This window comes from Pseudomonas sp. PSE1(2024) (assembly GCF_050990555.1).
In the GTDB taxonomy this organism is placed as follows: Bacteria; Pseudomonadota; Gammaproteobacteria; order Pseudomonadales; family Pseudomonadaceae; genus Aquipseudomonas; species Aquipseudomonas aphyarum.
The window spans coordinates 1,752,361-1,769,084 of record NZ_CP158967.1 but is presented as its reverse complement, the minus strand read 5'-3'; the positions used below and the strand labels follow the sequence as shown (position 1 = coordinate 1,769,084).

Genomic DNA, 16,724 nt, shown 5'->3' with positions numbered 1-16,724 from the left:
TTGTCGCCCCGCCGCCCCGGATTCAAATACGCCGTGCGGCGTAACGCTTGAGCATGCTCGGAACATCGAGAATCAGTGCAATGCGGCCGTCACCGGTGATGGTGGCGCCGGACATGCCCGGAGTTCCCTGGAGCATCTTGCCCAATGGCTTGATGACCACTTCTTCCTGGCCGACCAGTTGATCGACGACGAAGCCGATCCGCTGGGTGCCCACCGAAAGGATCACCACATGGCCTTCGCGCTGCTCTTCGTGAGCGGCGGAGCTGACCAGCCAGCGCTTGAGGTAGAACAATGGCAGCGCCTTGTCCCGCACGATCACCACTTCCTGGCCATCCACCACGTTGGTGGTCGACAGGTCGAGGTGGAAGATTTCGTTGACGTTCACCAGCGGGAACGCGAACGCCTGATTGCCGAGCATCACCATCAGGGTCGGCATGATCGCCAGCGTCAGCGGCACCTTGATGACGATCTTCGAGCCCTGGCCCTTGGTCGAGTAGATGTTGATCGAACCGTTGAGCTGGGAAATCTTGGTCTTCACCACGTCCATGCCCACACCACGGCCGGACACGTCGGAGATCTCGGTCTTGGTCGAGAAACCCGGGGCGAAAATCAGGTTGTAGCACTCGGTGTCGCTCAGGCGATCGGCGGCATCCTTGTCCATCACACCGCGTTTCACGGCGATGGCGCGCAGGACGTTCGGGTCCATGCCTTTGCCGTCGTCGGAGATCGACAGCAGGATGTGGTCGCCTTCCTGCTCGGCCGCCAGAATCACCTTGCCGCCACGGGCCTTGCCCGACGCTTCACGTTCTTCCGGCGACTCGATGCCGTGGTCGACCGCGTTGCGCACCAAGTGGACCAGCGGGTCGGCCAGGGCCTCGACGAGGTTCTTGTCGAGGTCGGTCTCTTCGCCCACCAGTTCCAGGTTGATCTCTTTCTTGAGCTGGCGTGCCAGGTCGCGAACCAGACGCGGGAAGCGGCCGAAGACTTTCTTGATCGGCTGCATCCTGGTCTTCATCACCGCGGTCTGCAAGTCGGCGGTGACCACGTCGAGGTTCGACACGGCCTTCTGCATCGACTCGTCGCCGCTGTTCAGGCCCAGGCGCACCAGACGGTTACGCACCAGCACCAGTTCGCCGACCATGTTCATGATTTCGTCGAGACGTGCAGTGTCCACACGCACGGTAGTCTCGGCTTCGCTCGCCGGTTTTTCCGGTGGCGGAGTCGCCGGAGCACGGGCCGGAGCCGGTGCAGCAGCGGCAGCCGGCTTGGCCGGTTCGGCTTTCGGCTCAGGCGCTTTTGCAGCAGGTTTTGCCGCAGCGGCCGGGGCCTTCGCAGCAGGCGTTGCAACCGCCGAAGCATTGCCGGCAGTCACGACCGCACCGGTGGCGACGTCAGTGAACTTGCCTTTGCCATGCAGATCGTCGAGCAGCGATTCGAACTCGTGATCGGAGATCAGATCGCTACCGGCCGCAGCCGCTGCCGGAGCAGCAGGCGCAGGCACCGAAGCAATCGCCGATTCCAGCGCATCAACGGCAAAGTTGCCCTTGCCGTGCAACTGATCGAGCAAGGCTTCGAATTCGTCGTCGGTGATGTCGGAGCTGTCGCCCGCCGCTGGGGCAGCAGGTGCCGCAGCAGCCGGAGCTACGGCGTCGGCCGCGAACTGGCCTTTGCCATGCAACTGGTCGAGCAGCGACTCGAACTCGGCGTCGGTGATTTCATCGCTGGCCGCTTCGGTGGAAGCAGGTGCAGCGGCAGCCGCCGGGGCTTCGGCTTCGGCCTTGACGGCGTTCAGCGAGTCCAGCAACTGTTCAAATTCGTTATCGGTGATGTCGCCCGAATCGCCTTCGACGACCAGTTCTTCGATCATCTCGGCAACAGGCGAGGCCGGGGCTTCATCCGCCGATTGCGGTTCGGCCAGACGCGCCAGGGCGGCCAGCAGTTCCGGGGTGGCGGCGGTGATCGGGCTGCGATCGCGGACTTCGCTGAACATGCTGTTCACCGCGTCCAGCGCTTCGAGCACCACGTCCATCAGTTCTGCATCGACGCGTCGTTCACCCTTGCGCAGGATGTCGAACACGTTTTCGGCGATGTGACAGCACTCCACCAGCTCGTTGAGCTGAAGGAAGCCGGCGCCCCCTTTTACAGTGTGGAAACCGCGAAAAATTGCGTTGAGCAGATCTGCGTCATCCGGGCGGCTTTCCAGCTCGACCAGTTGTTCGGACAGTTGCTCAAGAATCTCGCCGGCCTCAACCAGGAAATCCTGAAGGATCTCTTCATCGGCGCCGAAGCTCATTAATGGGGTGCTCCTACAGTAGGTCGTGATGTCGGTTAATGCCGGGTCGCGTTGGGTTTGTGAGCGTGCCAGGCAAGGCGCGAGCCGCCGATAAGGGTCGTTTCCTTATCAAGGCTCGCAACGCAGCATGGCGCGCTCACAAACCCAACCCTCCGGGCCGCGCCCCACAAGGCGCAATCCGTCGTTACTCGTCGTTCATTTGGAAAAACCAAACCACTCTCCTCGTGCCTAGTCTTGCGCCTTGTGGGGCGCGGCGCGACCCGGCATTAACCGACATCACGACCTAACAAAACCCAAAAAAACTCAAAATCCAAGGCTGGATAGCAAATCGTCCACATCGTCCTGACCGGACACAACGTCTTCTCGTTTATCGGCATGAATCTGCGGACCTTCACCCTGCGAGAGATGTTTTTGTGGATCTTTTTCAGCAAGCATCGCCGCACGGTCATGTTCGATGCCCGCAAAGCGGTCCACCTGGCTGGCCATGAGCACGAGCTTGAGCAGGTTGCTTTCGACTTCGGTGACCAATTGGGTCACGCGCTTGATCACCTGACCGGTGAGGTCCTGGTAATCCTGGGCGAGCAGAATGTCGTTCAGATTGCTCGACACCGCGCGGTTGTCCGCGCTGCTGCGTGCCAGAAAACCGTCGACCCGGCGCGCCAGTTCACGGAACTCTTCAGCCCCGACCTCACGGCGCATGAAGCGGCCCCAATCGGCGCTCAAGGCCTGGGCTTCGTCAGCCAGGCCATTGACCACAGGGGTCGCGCTTTCCACCAGATCCATGGTGCGGTTGGCGGCAGCTTCGGTCAGTTTGACCACGTAGCCCAGGCGCTCGGTAGCGTCGGTGATTTGCGACACTTCCTCAGCCTGCGGCATGTGCGGATCGATCTGGAAATTGACGATCGCACTGTGCAGTTCACGCGTGAGCTTGCCCACTTCCTGGTACAGGCCACGGTCACGGGTCTGATTGAGCTCATGGATCAGTTGCACAGCGTCGCCGAACCTGCCCTTTTCAAGGCTTTCGACCAGTTCGACCGCGTGTTTTTTCAGGGTCGACTCGAAGTCGCCCTGTGAAGATTCTTTATGCTCCATAGCTCCCCCGCGCGTTCATCAGCCGATGCGTTCGAAAATCTTCTCGATTTTTTCTTTCAACGCCTGGGCCGTGAAAGGTTTGACCACATAGCCGTTCACGCCGGCCTGGGCCGCTTCGATGATCTGCTCGCGCTTGGCTTCAGCGGTCACCATCAGCACTGGCAGGTGCTTGAGCTTTTCATCGGCGCGCACGTGGCGCAGCAGGTCGATACCGGTCATGCCGGGCATGTTCCAGTCGGTCACCAGAAAGTCGATGCTGCCGCTGTTGAGCACCGGAATGGCAGTGGTGCCATCGTCGGCTTCAACGGTGTTGGTGAACCCGAGATCACGCAACAGGTTCTTGATGATCCGCCGCATCGTTGAGAAGTCATCAACGATGAGGATTTTCATGTCTTTGTTCAATTCGACCTCCAAGCAGTCTTAAACGCGTCCAGCACCTGGACGCGCCATTTCAATCAATCCGGCAAAACACTCGATGACTGTCTGGAGCACAACAGAGCAAGACCGGTGCCGTTCACCACCGCACCAGCCTCGTTCGCAGTGTCCCCACACTGCCTTCAGCGCGCTCGCCACTCCCCCAAACGCCCCCGCAAGCGGGCCGCGCACTGGCTGTGTAACTGGCTGACCCGCGATTCACTGACGCCAAGGACTTCACCGATTTCCTTGAGGTTCAGCTCTTCGTCGTAGTACAGCGCCAACACCAGTCGCTCACGCTCCGGCAAATTGGCAATCGCGTCCGCCAGCGCGGCCTGGAAACGTTCGTCTTCCAGATCGCGCGACGGCTCCAGATGAGCACTGGCGCCATCCTCGTGCAGCCCTTCGTGTTCGCCGTCCTGCAACAGGTCGTCGAAACTGAACAGCCGGCTGCCCAGGGTGTCGTTCAAAATCCCGTAGTAATCGTCGAGACTCAATTGGAGTTCGGCCGCAACTTCGTGATCTTTAGCGTCACGGCCGGTTTTAGCTTCAATCGAGCGAATCGCGTCGCTGACCATACGGGTATTGCGGTGAACCGAGCGTGGCGCCCAGTCCCCCTTACGGACTTCATCGAGCATCGCACCGCGGATCCGGATGCCCGCGTACGTTTCAAAACTGGCGCCCTTGCTGGCGTCGTATTTGGTCGAGACTTCAAGCAGGCCGATCATCCCGGCCTGGATCAGGTCTTCGACCTGCACACTGGCCGGCAATCGCGCCAGCAAGTGGTAGGCGATGCGTTTGACCAGTGGCGCGTAACGCTCGATCAGCTCGTACTGCGCGTCACGCGCCGACTTTTTGTAAAGGTTCATACCGCTGGCGGTCATAGCACAGGTCCTGCCGTTTGCTGCACGAGGCGCTCGACGAAAAATTCGAGGTGGCCGCGCGGGTTGGCGGGCAGCGGCCAGGTGTCGACCTTCTGTGCGATCGCCTTGAACGCCAGTGCGCACTTGGAACGCGGGAAGGCTTCATAGACCGCACGCTGCTTCTGCACCGCCTTGCGCACGCTTTCGTCGTAGGGCACCGCGCCGACGTATTGTAGGGCGACGTCGAGGAAGCGATCCGTGACCTTGGTCAACTTGGCGAACAGATTGCGACCTTCCTGCGGGCTCTGGGCCATGTTGGCCAGGACGCGGAAGCGGTTCATGCCGTAATCGCGGTTGAGCAGCTTGATCAGCGCGTAGGCGTCGGTGATCGAGGTCGGCTCGTCGCAGACCACCAGCAAGACTTCTTGCGCTGCGCGAACGAAACTGACTACCGAGTCACCAATACCCGCAGCGGTGTCGATCACCAGTACATCGAGATTGTCGCCGATGTCGCTGAACGCCTGAATCAGGCCGGCATGCTGGGCCGGGCTCAGGTGAACCATGCTCTGGGTGCCGGAAGCGGCCGGCACGATGCGGATCCCGCCGGGGCCTTGCAACAGCACGTCGCGCAGCTCGCAGCGGCCTTCGATCACGTCGGCCAGGGTGCGTTTGGGTGTGAGGCCCAGCAGAACGTCGACGTTCGCCAGCCCCAGGTCGGCGTCCAGCAGCATGACCCGACGGCCAAGCTCTGCCAGCGCCAGGGACAAGTTCACTGACACATTAGTCTTGCCGACGCCACCTTTGCCGCCGGTCACCGCGATCACCTGTACGGGATGCATGCTGCCCATGTTATTTCTTTACCTTGTCTTGCATAGACGGAGGCCACATTACTGGCTGCGCGTTCACAACCGGAACAATGCATGGCAGACCATCGATGTAGGTACAAAAACGGTTCATTACCTCAGCCAACCTGCTTGGTCGGACTGTGGTAGATATCAGCGAACATGTCAGCCATGGCTTCTTCGCTGGGTTCTTCCTGCATTTGCACACTGACGGCGCGGCTGACCAGTTGATGACGGCGCGGCAGATGCAGATCATCCGGAATACGCGGCCCATCGGTCAGGTAGGCGACCGGCAGTTCGTGACTGATCGCCAGGCTCAGCACTTCGCCAAGGCTTGCCGTCTCATCCAGTTTAGTCAGGATGCACCCGGCCAGCCCGCAACGCTTGTAACTGTGATAAGCGGCGGTTAGAACCTGTTTCTGGCTGGTGGTTGCCAGCACCAGATAATTTTTTGAGCGAATGCCACGACCGGCCAGACTTTCCAGCTGCATGCGCAAGGCCGGATCGCTGGCTTGCAGGCCGGCGGTATCGATCAGCACCACGCGTTTGCGCAGCAGTGGATCCAGCGCCTGCACCAGGGACTGGCCCGGATCGACGTGGGTCACCGACACATTGAGGATGCGGCCCAGCGTCTTGAGCTGCTCCTGCGCGCCGATACGGAAACTGTCCATGCTCACCAGCGCGATGTTCTGCGCGCCGTACTTGAGCACGTAGCGGGCGGCCAGCTTGGCCAGCGTGGTGGTCTTGCCCATGCCGGCAGGACCGACCATGGCAATCACACCGCCCTCTTCCAGCGGCTCGACTTCCGGTACAGCAATCATCCGCGCCAGGTGCGCCAGCAGCATGCGCCAGGCCTGACGCGGTTCGTCGATCTCGGTGATCATCGACAGCAGATCACGGGACAAGGGGCCGGACAAACCGATGCGTTGCAGACGACGATACAGATTGGCCTGAGCCGGACGGCTGCCTTGCAGCTGGTTCCAGGCCAGAGTGCCGAGTTGCACTTCCATCAGTTCGCGCAGGCTGTTGAGTTCGAAACGCATCGAGTCCAGAGCACGCGGGTCAACGCCAGCGGAAACCGGTGCAGGCGCCGGTGCCGGGCGGGCCGGAGCTTCGTAGGTCGGTTCGGTCAGCGGTTCGGCAGCGGTCAGCGGCAGGCCGGCCGTCAACGGCAGCCCGGCGAACAACTGGCGATTGGTGTTGCCGTCGGCTTCGCCACGCAGGCTCAGCTCGGCCTGGGCGGTGACGATGCGCGACTGGGTCTTGCGCAGCTCATCCTCGAGTTCCATGTTCGGAACACGCGGGGCCAGCGCCGACAGTTTGTAATCGAGCGCCGCCGTCAGCTCGACGCCGCCGGCGATGCGGCGGTTGCCAATGATGGCGGCATCAGCGCCCAGCTCATCACGAACCAGCTTCATGGCCTGACGCATATCGGCGGCGAAAAAACGCTTAACTTGCATAAACCACTACCTCAGCCGTTGGGCCCTACTGTCGCAACGATGGTCACTTGCTTGTTGTCCGGAATTTCCTGGTAGGCCAGCACATGCAGTCCGGGAACTGCCAGGCGACCAAAGCGCGAGAGCATCGCGCGAACCGGGCCTGCTACCAACAGGATCACCGGCTGACCTTGCATTTCCTGGCGCTGCGCCGCTTCGATCAGCGAACGCTGCAGCTTCTCGGCCATGCTCGGCTCCAGCAGAACGCCCTCTTCCGAGCCTTGTCCTGCCTTCTGCAGACTATTGAGCAATATTTGTTCCAACCTTGGCTCCAGCGTGATAACTGGCAGCTCCGACTCAGTCCCTACAATGCTTTGGACGATGGCGCGGGATACGCCGACCCGCACAGCGGCCACCAAAGCGGCGGTATCTTGACTCTTGGCGGCATTGTTGGCGATGGCTTCGGCAATGCTGCGGATATCGCGCACCGGCACATGTTCGGCCAGCAACGCCTGCAATACTTTGAGCAACTGCGACAGCGTGACCACGCCCGGCACCAGCTCTTCAGCCAGTTTCGGCGAGCTCTTGGCCAGCAATTGCATCAATTGCTGCACTTCTTCGTGGCCGATCAGCTCGCTGGAGTGCTTGTACAGAATCTGGTTCAAGTGGGTCGCAACCACGGTGCTGGCATCGACCACGGTGTAACCGAGCGATTGCGCCTGGGCGCGCTGGCTGACTTCGATCCACACCGCCTCCAGGCCGAAAGCCGGATCTTTGGCGGTAATGCCGTTGAGCGAGCCGTAGACCTGCCCCGGGTTGATCGCCAGTTCGCGATCCGGGTAGATCTCGGCTTCGGCCAGGATCACGCCCATCAGGGTCAGGCGATAGGCGCTTGGCGCCAGGTCGAGGTTGTCGCGGATGTGCACGGTCGGCATCAGGAAGCCCAGATCCTGCGAGAGTTTCTTGCGCACGCCCTTGATCCGCGCCAGCAATTGCCCGCCCTGGTTGCGGTCCACCAACGGAATCAGACGGTAGCCGACTTCCAGGCCGATCATGTCGATCGGGGTCACGTCGTCCCAGCCCAGCTCCTTGGTTTCCATGGCGCGGGCTGGCGACGGCAGCAGTTCCTGTTGACGCTTGACCTCTTCCAGCGCGATGACCTTGGCCACGTTCTGCTTCTTCCAGAACAGGTAAGCGCCACCGGCAGCCAGCGCAGCCATGGTCAGGAACGAGAAGTGCGGCATGCCCGGCACCAGGCCCATGACCGCCATCAGACCGGCAGCCACCGCCAGCGCTTTCGGCGAGGCGAACATCTGGCGATTGATCTGCTTGCCCATGTCTTCCGAGCCGGAAGCACGGGTCACCATGATCGCCGCCGCTGTAGATAACAACAGTGATGGCAATTGCGCCACTAAACCGTCACCGATGGTTAGCAAGGCGTAAACCTTGCCCGCGTCAGCGAAAGTCATGTTGTGCTGGAAGATACCGACGGCCATGCCGCCGATCAGGTTGATGAACAGAATCAGCAAACCGGCGATGGCGTCACCGCGCACGAACTTGCTGGCACCGTCCATCGAACCGTAGAACTCTGCCTCCTGGGCCACTTCGGAACGACGGGCCTTGGCCTGCGCCTGGTCGATCAGACCAGCGTTGAGGTCGGCGTCGATCGCCATTTGCTTGCCGGGCATCGCATCGAGGGTGAAGCGCGCGCTCACCTCGGAGATCCGGCCGGCACCCTTGGTCACCACGACGAAGTTGATGATCATCAAGATCGCGAAAACCACGATACCGACCACGTAGTTACCGCCGATCACCACCTCACCGAAGGCCTGGATCACCTTACCGGCGGCGGCGTGGCCGTCCTGACCGTGGAGCATCACCACCCGGGTCGACGCCACGTTCAGCGCCAGTCGCAACAGCGTCGCCACCAGCAGGATCGTCGGGAACACCGCGAAATCCAGCGGCCGCAAGGCGTACACGCAGACCAGCAGCACGACGATCGACAGGGCAATGTTGAAGGTGAAGAACACGTCGAGCAGGAACGGCGGCACCGGCAACATCATCATCGCCAGCATGACCAGCAGCAACAGCGGCACACCCAGATTGCCCCGACTGAGGTCGGCAATGTTCGAGCGAGCACTGTTGATTAACTGAGAGCGATCCACCGGTTTTCCCCGTTCCTTTAAAGCAAACTTTTGACGCCCGAAGCAGGCGCACGGCGGCTACTGCAAGAAGCCTTCCAACTTTTGCGGGGGATTGAAATAGAGGGGCTGATCTGAGGCGTACTGCACCGCTCGCCTCAGGCAGAAAAATACGGCGAGGTGAGATCTCAATGATCATGCGACCAGAATTTGATCGGCGACGATCGGACCAAACGCGAGAGCATCCCTGTCCAGGTACGGTGTGCGTTTGTAGATGGGGTGAGGTCCGCCCACATCAACCAGAGTTTCCCCGGCCGGCATGAGTACCACCACAGTCTCCGGGGCAACGGCAGAGGCTTTCGTCTCGCCCCTCAGCAGGTTCAGCGCCCCCTCGATCCAGATGAACGGCAAATCACCGATCTCGATTGGCGGATCTCCCGCGCTGAGCCGAAAGTATTGTCCGGAAGTGATCTGAATATTACCTCCCACCATTTTGAAGAACGGTTTGTCATAACGACGCTCCACCGGGCCTCCCCCACTCGACCATTGATCCATGTAATAGCCACGGTCGCTGAACAGCGCCAACAGCGTCTGGTTATCGACGATGCTGCCGGCTGCACTAAACAAGTAATTGTAGGAATAGTGATACGCCGACCCAGCCAGCTCGGGCCGAATCGCGTTGAGCGGTTTTGATAAATAACCCGGAATGTAGAGATCTGCCATTGCCTGGAACTTGGCAAAATCCAGAGCCAACTCCCAGGTCATTTGGTAGTAAATGGCTCGCTGCGCCACGTCCCGCTCCAGCGTCCCCGAAATGAACGTCAGCTCCATCCCGTCCAGATGTTTGTATAAGCGCGTCGTCATAATGATTCCTTCAGCCCTGAGTGGATGACTCATCCCCGACGCTCTCAATACGCGAGCATCACCGAGACGAGGACAAGGCCAATGGGGCGCCTGAGGGTGGTGCCTGTCTACTGTCAGAACTAACAGGTGACGAGGGATTTCCGACGAGCGGAAAAACACGGAAAAGGGGACCACGGAAAAGGGGACGAATTTATTTACCAAGGAAACAGCGGATTTGAGCGTGATTTTTCTGCTGGCCGGGATGCCGCCTTCGCGAGCAAGCTCGCTCCCACAGGGAAATGCATTCCAAATGTGGGAGCGAGCGCGCTCGCGAAGGGGCCCGAGAAGTCAGCACAAAATGCCTTTTAAACTCCGGCGTTTAAAAGACACCTCAAGACACGCCTTCTAGGCTACGAATCCTTGCGCCGTTGCCTACAGCTACGCCAGAATCCGCCGGCTTGTGCGCCTTGGGGTCGGGTTCTATTGTGGGTCGGTCGCTGACGAATCAGCGATCGGGTTTAGCGACTCGGCTCAATTTAAAGGTGCACCAGCGTTCCAGGCTTCGTTGCGGATCTGTATGTCTGCAATTTCGTTATGGTGGCTGTATGCGGGAGACCCTTGCGGTCTGCCGGGTGCCTTTGACCGGTTCGCTAACCTGCGTACAGCCGCCACCCTTCCTGTTTAGCGACTGGATTTGGCGGCTCCACCCAAAGGAGCTTCACCATGATCAAACCAACACCCAATCCACCCGAAACCGACCCCGCCTCGCCCTACGAATCCGCCGATTCCAGAAAGCTTCACGAAGCCGCCGACCGCGCCCTCGATCACTATCTCTGCCCGCCCGGCTCCACGCCGCCACCGCGCAAAACCCGCAGAATGTATGCCGTCACCGCGGACTTCAAAAACGAAGAGCTGCTGGTCGATGCCTGCGAAACCCTGGCTTCCGCCAGAACCATAGTCAATGACTTCACCCATCTCATGCCCGCCTCCCAGCGCAGGACGCTGGTGGGGATTGCGCAACTGATCATGCTCGGGGAGCTGGCAGTGAATCGGGTGCTGGATAATCTGGAATTACCGCCGTCGCCGAACCCTGTGTAAGGACTTGAGTGATGTGCCGTGGCTACTGACGCCTTCGCGGGCAAGCCCGCTCCCACATTTGGAATGCATTTCCCTGTGGGAGCGGCGGTGCGACGATTCGACTTGCCCGCGAAGGCGGCCTCACAAGCACCACAGATCATCAGGCATAAAAAACCGCCACCGGGTTCAACCGGAGGCGGTTTTTTTGTTTCATCAGATTCAGGAATCGCGCCGCAAATCCGGCGGGATCGGCAGGTCGTCCTTGAGCGGTTCCGGGAACTTGCCCTTACCCGCGCGGTGCTGGCGGATCTGGTAGACGTAAGCCAGTACCTGAGCGACCGCCAAGTACAGGCCGCCGGGGATTTCTTCTTCCAGCTCCGTGGAGTAATAGATCGAACGCGCCAGCGCCGGCGATTCGAGAAGCATGACGTTGTTGGCCACGGCGATTTCGCGAATCTTCAATGCCAAGAAGTCGCTGCCCTTGGCCAGCAGCATCGGCGCCCCGCCCTTCTCGGCGTCGTACTTGAGCGCCACGGCGTAGTGGGTCGGGTTGGTGATGACCACGTCGGCATCCGGAATCGCCGCCATCATCCGGCGTTGCGACATCTCGCGCTGTACCTGGCGAATCCGTTGCTTGACCTCCGGCCGACCTTCCTGGTCCTTGTGCTCGTCGCGCACTTCCTGCTTGGTCATCTTCAGCTTTTTGATGCTCTCCCAGATCTGCACCGGCACATCGACAGCGGCGATGATGATCAATCCGCACGCCAGCCACAGCGAGCTCCAGCCCACCAGTTGCAAGCTGTGAATGATCGCCCGGTCCAGCGGTTCGTGGGCGATGCGCAGCAGGTCGTCGATGTCCGAATTGAGCACCACCAGCGCCACACCCAGCGTGATGAGAAACTTGGCCAGTGCCTTGAGCAGCTCGATCACGGCCTTCATCGAGAACATCCGCTTGAGGCCCGCCGCCGGGTTCATCCGGCTGAATTTGGGTGCCAGCGAACCAGCGGCGAACAGCCACCCACCCAGCGCAATCGGCCCGAGGAAAGCCGCCACCAACAGGGTGATCATGATCGGCTGAATCGCCAGCAATGCCTGCAACCCGGAGTTCATCAGGAACGTCGCCATGGAGCGCTCGTCCATGATCACTTCGCGCGACAGCGTGAAGTTCTGGCGCATCAGTTCCATCAAATCCTGCGCCAGCATCCCGCCAAAGACCAACAGCGCACCGGCACCGGCCATCATCACCGCCAGCGTGTTGAGCTCCTTGGAACGCGCAATCTCACCCTTTTCCCGGGAGTCCTTCTTGCGCTTCTCCGTGGGGTCTTCTGTTTTGTCCTGACCGCTTTCGCTCTCAGCCATGACTCAGCGCGCCTTTGCCAGTTCGCGTAAAAACTGCAGGGCCTCGGTGGCCAGCGGTTGATACTGGTTGAGAATGTCCGCCAACCCGACCCAAACGATGAACAGGCCGAGCACCAGGGTCAGCGGGAAGCCGATGGAGAAAATGTTGAGCTGTGGCGCGGCCCGGGTCATCACGCCAAACGCGATGTTGACCACCAGCAGCGCAGTGACCGCCGGCAGCACCAGCAACAAGGCGGCACCCAGCACCCAGCCGAGTTTGCCGGCCAGTTCCCAGTAATGCGTGGTCATCAACCCGCCGCCGACCGGCAGCGTGGTGAAGCTTTCGGTGAGCACTTCGAAGACCACCAGGTGCCCGTTCATCGACAGGAACAGCAAGGTCACCAGCATCGTGAAGAACTGCCCGATCACCGCCACCGACACGCCGTTGGTAGGGTCGATCATCGACGCGAAGCCCATGCCCATCTGGATCGCGACGATCTGCCCCGCCACCACGAAGGCCTGAAAGAACAATTGCAGAGAGAAGCCCAGCACCGCACCGACCAGAATCTGCTCGGCGATCAGCAGCAAACCGCTGAGATCCAGCGGGCTGACCGCCGGCATTGCCGGCAGGTTGGGCGTGATCACCACAGTGATCGCGAAGGCGAAGTACAGACGGATCCGCCGGGGCACCAGCGTGGTTCCGAAGACCGGCATCACCATCAACATCGAGGCGACGCGAAACATCGGCAGCATGAACGACGCCACCCAGGTACTGATCTGGGTATCGGTCAACTGAAGCAGCGATTGCATGGCTTAGCCGATGACCATCGGAATGTTTTTGTACAACTGCGTGATGTATTCCATGAACGTCTGCACCAGCCACGGGCCGGCGACGATCAGCGTTACCAGCATCACCAGCAGACGCGGCAGGAAGCTCAGGGTCTGTTCGTTGATCTGGGTGGCGGCCTGGAACATCGACACCAGCAGGCCCACCAGCAGACTCGGTACCACCAGGATCGCCACCATCATGGTGGTCAGCCACAGGGCTTCGCGAAAGATGTCGACCGCTACTTCTGGCGTCATGGCGATACACCTCCGAAACTGCTGGCCAGGGTGCCGATGATCAGCGCCCAACCATCCACCAGCACGAACAGCATGATTTTGAACGGCAGGGAAATGATCAGCGGCGACAGCATCATCATACCCATCGCCATCAGCACGCTCGCGACCACCAGGTCGATGATCAGGAACGGAATAAAGATCATGAAGCCGATCTGGAACGCGGTCTTCAGTTCAGACGTCACGAACGCCGGCACCAGAATCGTCAGCGGCGCCTGATCCGGCGTCGCGATGTCGGTGCGCTTGGACAGGCGCATGAACAGCTCCAGATCGCTGGAACGGGTCTGGGCGAGCATGAAGTCCTTGATCGGCACTTGAGCCTTTTCCACTGCCTGCTGGGCGGTGAGCTTTTCCGCGAGGTACGGCTGCAAGGCATCGTTGTTCACACGATCGAACACCGGCGCCATGATGAACAGCGTCAGGAACAGCGCCATGCCGGTGAGGATCTGGTTCGACGGCGTCTGCTGCAGGCCCAGGGCCTGACGCAGGATCGAGAAGACGATGATGATCCGGGTGAAACTGGTCATCAGGATGACGGCGGCCGGAATGAAGCTCAGCGCCGTCATGATCAGCAGGATCTGAAGGCTTACCGAGTACTCCTGCGCGCCCTCGGCGTTGGTGCCCAGGGTGATCGCCGGGATCGACAACGGATCGGCGGCGAATGCCAGCGGCGCGGCCAACATCAAGGCCAGGGTCAAGACGATGCGCAACGCACCCATTACTTCTTATCCTTCTGATCCTTGCCGAGGATCTTCAACAGATGCTGGGCAAATTCCGGAGTCGCTTTGTCGGCGGTGCTCGGCACCTCGACCGGCTCTTTGAGCACGTGCAACGCAGTGATGGTTCCGGGGCTGAGACCGAGCAGAATCTGCTCGTTGCCGACCTGCACCAGCATCAGACGGTCACGCGGCCCGAGCGCGCGGGAACCGATCAACTCGATCACCTGACCCTTGCCGGCGGGACCTGCCTGCTGCACCCGGCGCAACAGCCAGGCGAGGAAGAAGATCAGGCCCAGCACCAGCAACAGGCCCAACACCAGTTGCGTCAGTTGACCCGCCACGCCGCTGTTGACGGCCGGCGCAGCTGCCGCCGCAGTGGTCGCCACCGGCTCGGCCGCCAGCACGCTGAACGGCAAGGCCAGCGCCAGACCGAACAAAGCCCCCAGAACCTTTTTCACTCAGCGCAGCTTCTTGATGCGTTCGCTCGGGCTGATCACGTCGGTCAGACGGATGCCGAACTTTTCGTTGACCACAACCACTTCACCGTGAGCGATCAGGGTGCCGTTGACCAGTACGTCCAGCGGCTCGCCGGCCAGACGATCAAGCTCGATCACCGAACCCTGGTTGAGTTGCAGCAGGTTGCGAATGTTGATGTCGGTGCTGCCCACTTCCATCGAGATCGATACCGGGATGTCGAGGATCACGTCCAGATTCGGACCGTCGAGGGTCACCGGGTCGTTGTTTTTCGGCACGCTGCCGAACTCTTCCATCGGCAGACGGTTGGAGCTCGAAGCACCAGCATCGGCGGCCAGCAGCGCGTCGATGTCGGCCTGCCCGGCTTCACCGGTTTCTTCCAGGGCGGCAGCCCATTCATCGGCCAGTGCCTGATCGTCCTGGGTGTTCATATCGTCGTTCATCATTTGTCCTCGGCGGGCAAAAAACCGGTAAAAGAATCAGGGAGTGAGGGCGCCGCTTCAGCGGCGCTCGATCGGCTCGATAACCTGCAACGCAAGGTTGCCTTTGTGTGAGCCCATCTTGACCTTGAAGGCCGGCACGCCGTTGGCGCGCATGATCATGTCTTCCGGCATCTCGACCGGAATCACGTCACCCGGCTGCATGTGCAGGATGTCGCGCAGTTTCAACTGGCGGCGGGCCACGGTGGCACCGATCGGCACGTCGACGTCGAGCACGTCCTGGCGCAGGGCGTTGACCCAGCGTTCGTCCTGGTCGTCGAGGTCCGACTGGAAACCGGCGTCGAGCATTTCGCGCACCGGCTCGATCATCGAGTACGGCATGGTCACGTGCAGGTCGCCGCCACCGCCGTCGAGTTCGATGTGGAACGTGGAGACCACGATCGCTTCGCTCGGGCCGACGATGTTGGCCATGGCCGGGTTCACTTCCGAGTTGATGTACTCGAAGTTGACTTCCATGATCGCCTGCCAGGCTTCTTTCAAATCGACGAACGCCTGCTCCAGCACCATGCGCACCACGCGAAGTTCGGTCGGGGTGAATTCACGCCCTTCGATCTTAGCGTGACGGCCGTCGCCGCCGAAGAAGTTGTCCACCAGTTTGAACACCAGTTTGGCGTCGAGGATGAACAGCGCGGTGCCACGCAGGGGTTTGATCTTGACCAGGTTGAGGCTGGTCGGCACGTACAGCGAGTGCACGTATTCGCCGAACTTCATCACCTGTACGCCACCGACGGCAACGTCCGCCGAGCGGCGCAGCATGTTGAACATGCTGATGCGGGTGTAGCGGGCAAAACGCTCGTTGATCATTTCCAGAGTCGGCATGCGTCCACGGACGATGCGATCCTGGCTGGTCAGGTCGTAGCTTTTGACACTGCCGGGTTCGGCAGCGTTATCGGTCTGTACCAGACCATCGTCGACGCCATGCAACAGCGCGTCGATTTCATCCTGGGACAGCAGATCCTGCACGGCCATGTCGTGTTCCTACTGCAGTACGAAATTAGTGAAAAGCAACTGTTCGATCACCACTTTGCCCAGCTCTTTCTGCGCCACTTCCTGGACGCTGGCTGTGGCCTTCTGGCGCAACATCTCTTGACCGACCGGAGTCGCCAGCGTGGCGAAATCCTGACCGGAGAAGAGCATCACCAGGTTGTTGCGGATCACCGGCATGTGCACTTTGAGCGCTTCCAGATCGGCCTGATTGCGCGCCAGCATGGTGATGCTCACCTGCATGTAGCGCTGACGGCCGTTCTGGTTGTAGTTGGCCACGAAGGCCGGCGCCATCGGCTCGAAAATCGCCGGTTGCTTGCCGACCGGTGCCGCTTCGGCGGCCGCCTCGGGCTTGCTCTGCGCACTGTGCATGAAGAACCAGGTCGCCCCCACAGATGCGCCGATGGCCAGCAGCAACCCGAGCACGATCGCAATGATCATCTTGAGTTTGCCTTTGGTTGCGGGGTCTTTTACTGCTGCAGCTTCGCTCTTCGCCATGCCAATAATCCGTCACTAATCGGGTTTTCACAGTCGCACGGCAAGGCAAGAGCAAGTGTTATGCCAGAAGTGTCGGAGCATCGTGGAGAGC

17 protein-coding genes are annotated in these 16,724 nt (G+C 60.5%); 1 reads left to right on the top strand and 16 read right to left on the bottom strand.

Annotated elements, in window-relative coordinates; genetic code table 11:
* Nucleotides 1–22 precede the first annotated feature (22 nt).
* The 8 genes from ABTV87_RS07980 to ABTV87_RS07945 all read right to left on the bottom strand — a co-directional run bounded on the left by ABTV87_RS07980 (nt 23) and on the right by ABTV87_RS07945 (nt 9,945).
* Entirely contained in the window at nt 23–2,293 is a 2,271-nt protein-coding gene (locus ABTV87_RS07980; RefSeq protein WP_433899225.1) for a chemotaxis protein CheA, read from the bottom strand.
* A 303-nt stretch (nt 2,294–2,596) separates the two neighbouring features.
* Entirely contained in the window at nt 2,597–3,385 is a 789-nt protein-coding gene (locus tag ABTV87_RS07975; protein WP_007951961.1) for a protein phosphatase CheZ, read from the bottom strand.
* An 18-nt stretch (nt 3,386–3,403) separates the two neighbouring features.
* On the bottom strand, nt 3,404–3,775 hold the full coding sequence (locus tag ABTV87_RS07970) for a chemotaxis response regulator CheY (RefSeq protein WP_003183998.1): 372 nt from the start codon (nt 3,773–3,775) through the stop codon (nt 3,404–3,406).
* A 167-nt stretch (nt 3,776–3,942) separates the two neighbouring features.
* Nucleotides 3,943–4,683: an RNA polymerase sigma factor FliA gene (gene fliA / locus ABTV87_RS07965; protein ID WP_007951959.1), complete on the bottom strand. Its 741-nt coding sequence runs from the start codon at nt 4,681–4,683 to the stop codon at nt 3,943–3,945.
* The gene (gene fleN, locus ABTV87_RS07960; protein ID WP_003222917.1) at nt 4,680–5,510 is read right to left on the bottom strand and encodes a flagellar synthesis regulator FleN; all 831 of its coding nucleotides are present in this window, start codon (nt 5,508–5,510) and stop codon (nt 4,680–4,682) included. The genes fliA and fleN overlap by 4 nt, the downstream gene beginning before the upstream one ends.
* A gap of 113 nt (nt 5,511–5,623) precedes the next feature.
* Nucleotides 5,624–6,964: a flagellar biosynthesis protein FlhF gene (flhF, locus tag ABTV87_RS07955; protein WP_085605801.1), complete on the bottom strand. Its 1,341-nt coding sequence runs from the start codon at nt 6,962–6,964 to the stop codon at nt 5,624–5,626.
* An 11-nt stretch (nt 6,965–6,975) separates the two neighbouring features.
* Entirely contained in the window at nt 6,976–9,105 is a 2,130-nt protein-coding gene (gene flhA, locus ABTV87_RS07950; RefSeq protein ID WP_433899224.1) for a flagellar biosynthesis protein FlhA, read from the bottom strand.
* Between the two features lie 171 nt (nt 9,106–9,276).
* Nucleotides 9,277–9,945, bottom strand: a complete 669-nt coding sequence (locus ABTV87_RS07945) for a hypothetical protein (protein WP_085605799.1) — start codon at nt 9,943–9,945, stop codon at nt 9,277–9,279.
* A gap of 702 nt (nt 9,946–10,647) precedes the next feature.
* On the opposite strand from ABTV87_RS07945, the gene ABTV87_RS07940 reads away from it, so the two are divergent.
* Nucleotides 10,648–11,022, top strand: a complete 375-nt coding sequence (locus tag ABTV87_RS07940; RefSeq protein WP_007951954.1) for a DUF6124 family protein — start codon at nt 10,648–10,650, stop codon at nt 11,020–11,022.
* Nucleotides 11,023–11,220: 198 nt separating this feature from the next.
* Here ABTV87_RS07940 and flhB read toward each other — a convergent pair whose 3' ends face one another.
* From flhB to fliL, 8 genes are read right to left on the bottom strand one after another with little or no spacing between them, the layout of a single operon-like run.
* The gene (gene flhB / locus ABTV87_RS07935; RefSeq protein ID WP_085605797.1) at nt 11,221–12,360 is read right to left on the bottom strand and encodes a flagellar biosynthesis protein FlhB; all 1,140 of its coding nucleotides are present in this window, start codon (nt 12,358–12,360) and stop codon (nt 11,221–11,223) included.
* A 3-nt stretch (nt 12,361–12,363) separates the two neighbouring features.
* A complete protein-coding gene (gene fliR, locus ABTV87_RS07930; RefSeq protein WP_007951952.1) occupies nt 12,364–13,149 on the bottom strand; it encodes a flagellar biosynthetic protein FliR in 786 nt (261 codons plus the stop codon).
* A gap of 3 nt (nt 13,150–13,152) precedes the next feature.
* Nucleotides 13,153–13,422 (bottom strand): flagellar biosynthesis protein FliQ, encoded by a 270-nt coding sequence (fliQ, locus tag ABTV87_RS07925; protein ID WP_007951951.1) that lies wholly within the window; start codon nt 13,420–13,422, stop codon nt 13,153–13,155.
* Complete coding sequence (gene fliP / locus ABTV87_RS07920; protein ID WP_007951950.1) at nt 13,419–14,177, bottom strand: flagellar type III secretion system pore protein FliP; 759 nt, start codon at nt 14,175–14,177, stop codon at nt 13,419–13,421. The genes fliQ and fliP overlap by 4 nt, the downstream gene beginning before the upstream one ends.
* Complete coding sequence (gene fliO / locus ABTV87_RS07915) at nt 14,177–14,635, bottom strand: flagellar biosynthetic protein FliO (RefSeq protein WP_007951949.1); 459 nt, start codon at nt 14,633–14,635, stop codon at nt 14,177–14,179. The genes fliP and fliO overlap by 1 nt, the downstream gene beginning before the upstream one ends.
* Complete coding sequence (gene fliN / locus ABTV87_RS07910; protein ID WP_007951948.1) at nt 14,636–15,094, bottom strand: flagellar motor switch protein FliN; 459 nt, start codon at nt 15,092–15,094, stop codon at nt 14,636–14,638.
* Between the two features lie 57 nt (nt 15,095–15,151).
* Complete coding sequence (fliM, locus tag ABTV87_RS07905; protein ID WP_003222890.1) at nt 15,152–16,120, bottom strand: flagellar motor switch protein FliM; 969 nt, start codon at nt 16,118–16,120, stop codon at nt 15,152–15,154.
* Nucleotides 16,121–16,129: 9 nt separating this feature from the next.
* Nucleotides 16,130–16,633, bottom strand: coding sequence for a flagellar basal body-associated protein FliL (gene fliL, locus ABTV87_RS07900; protein WP_007951946.1), 504 nt, complete (start codon nt 16,631–16,633; stop codon nt 16,130–16,132).
* Between the last annotated feature and the right edge of the window lie 91 nt (nt 16,634–16,724).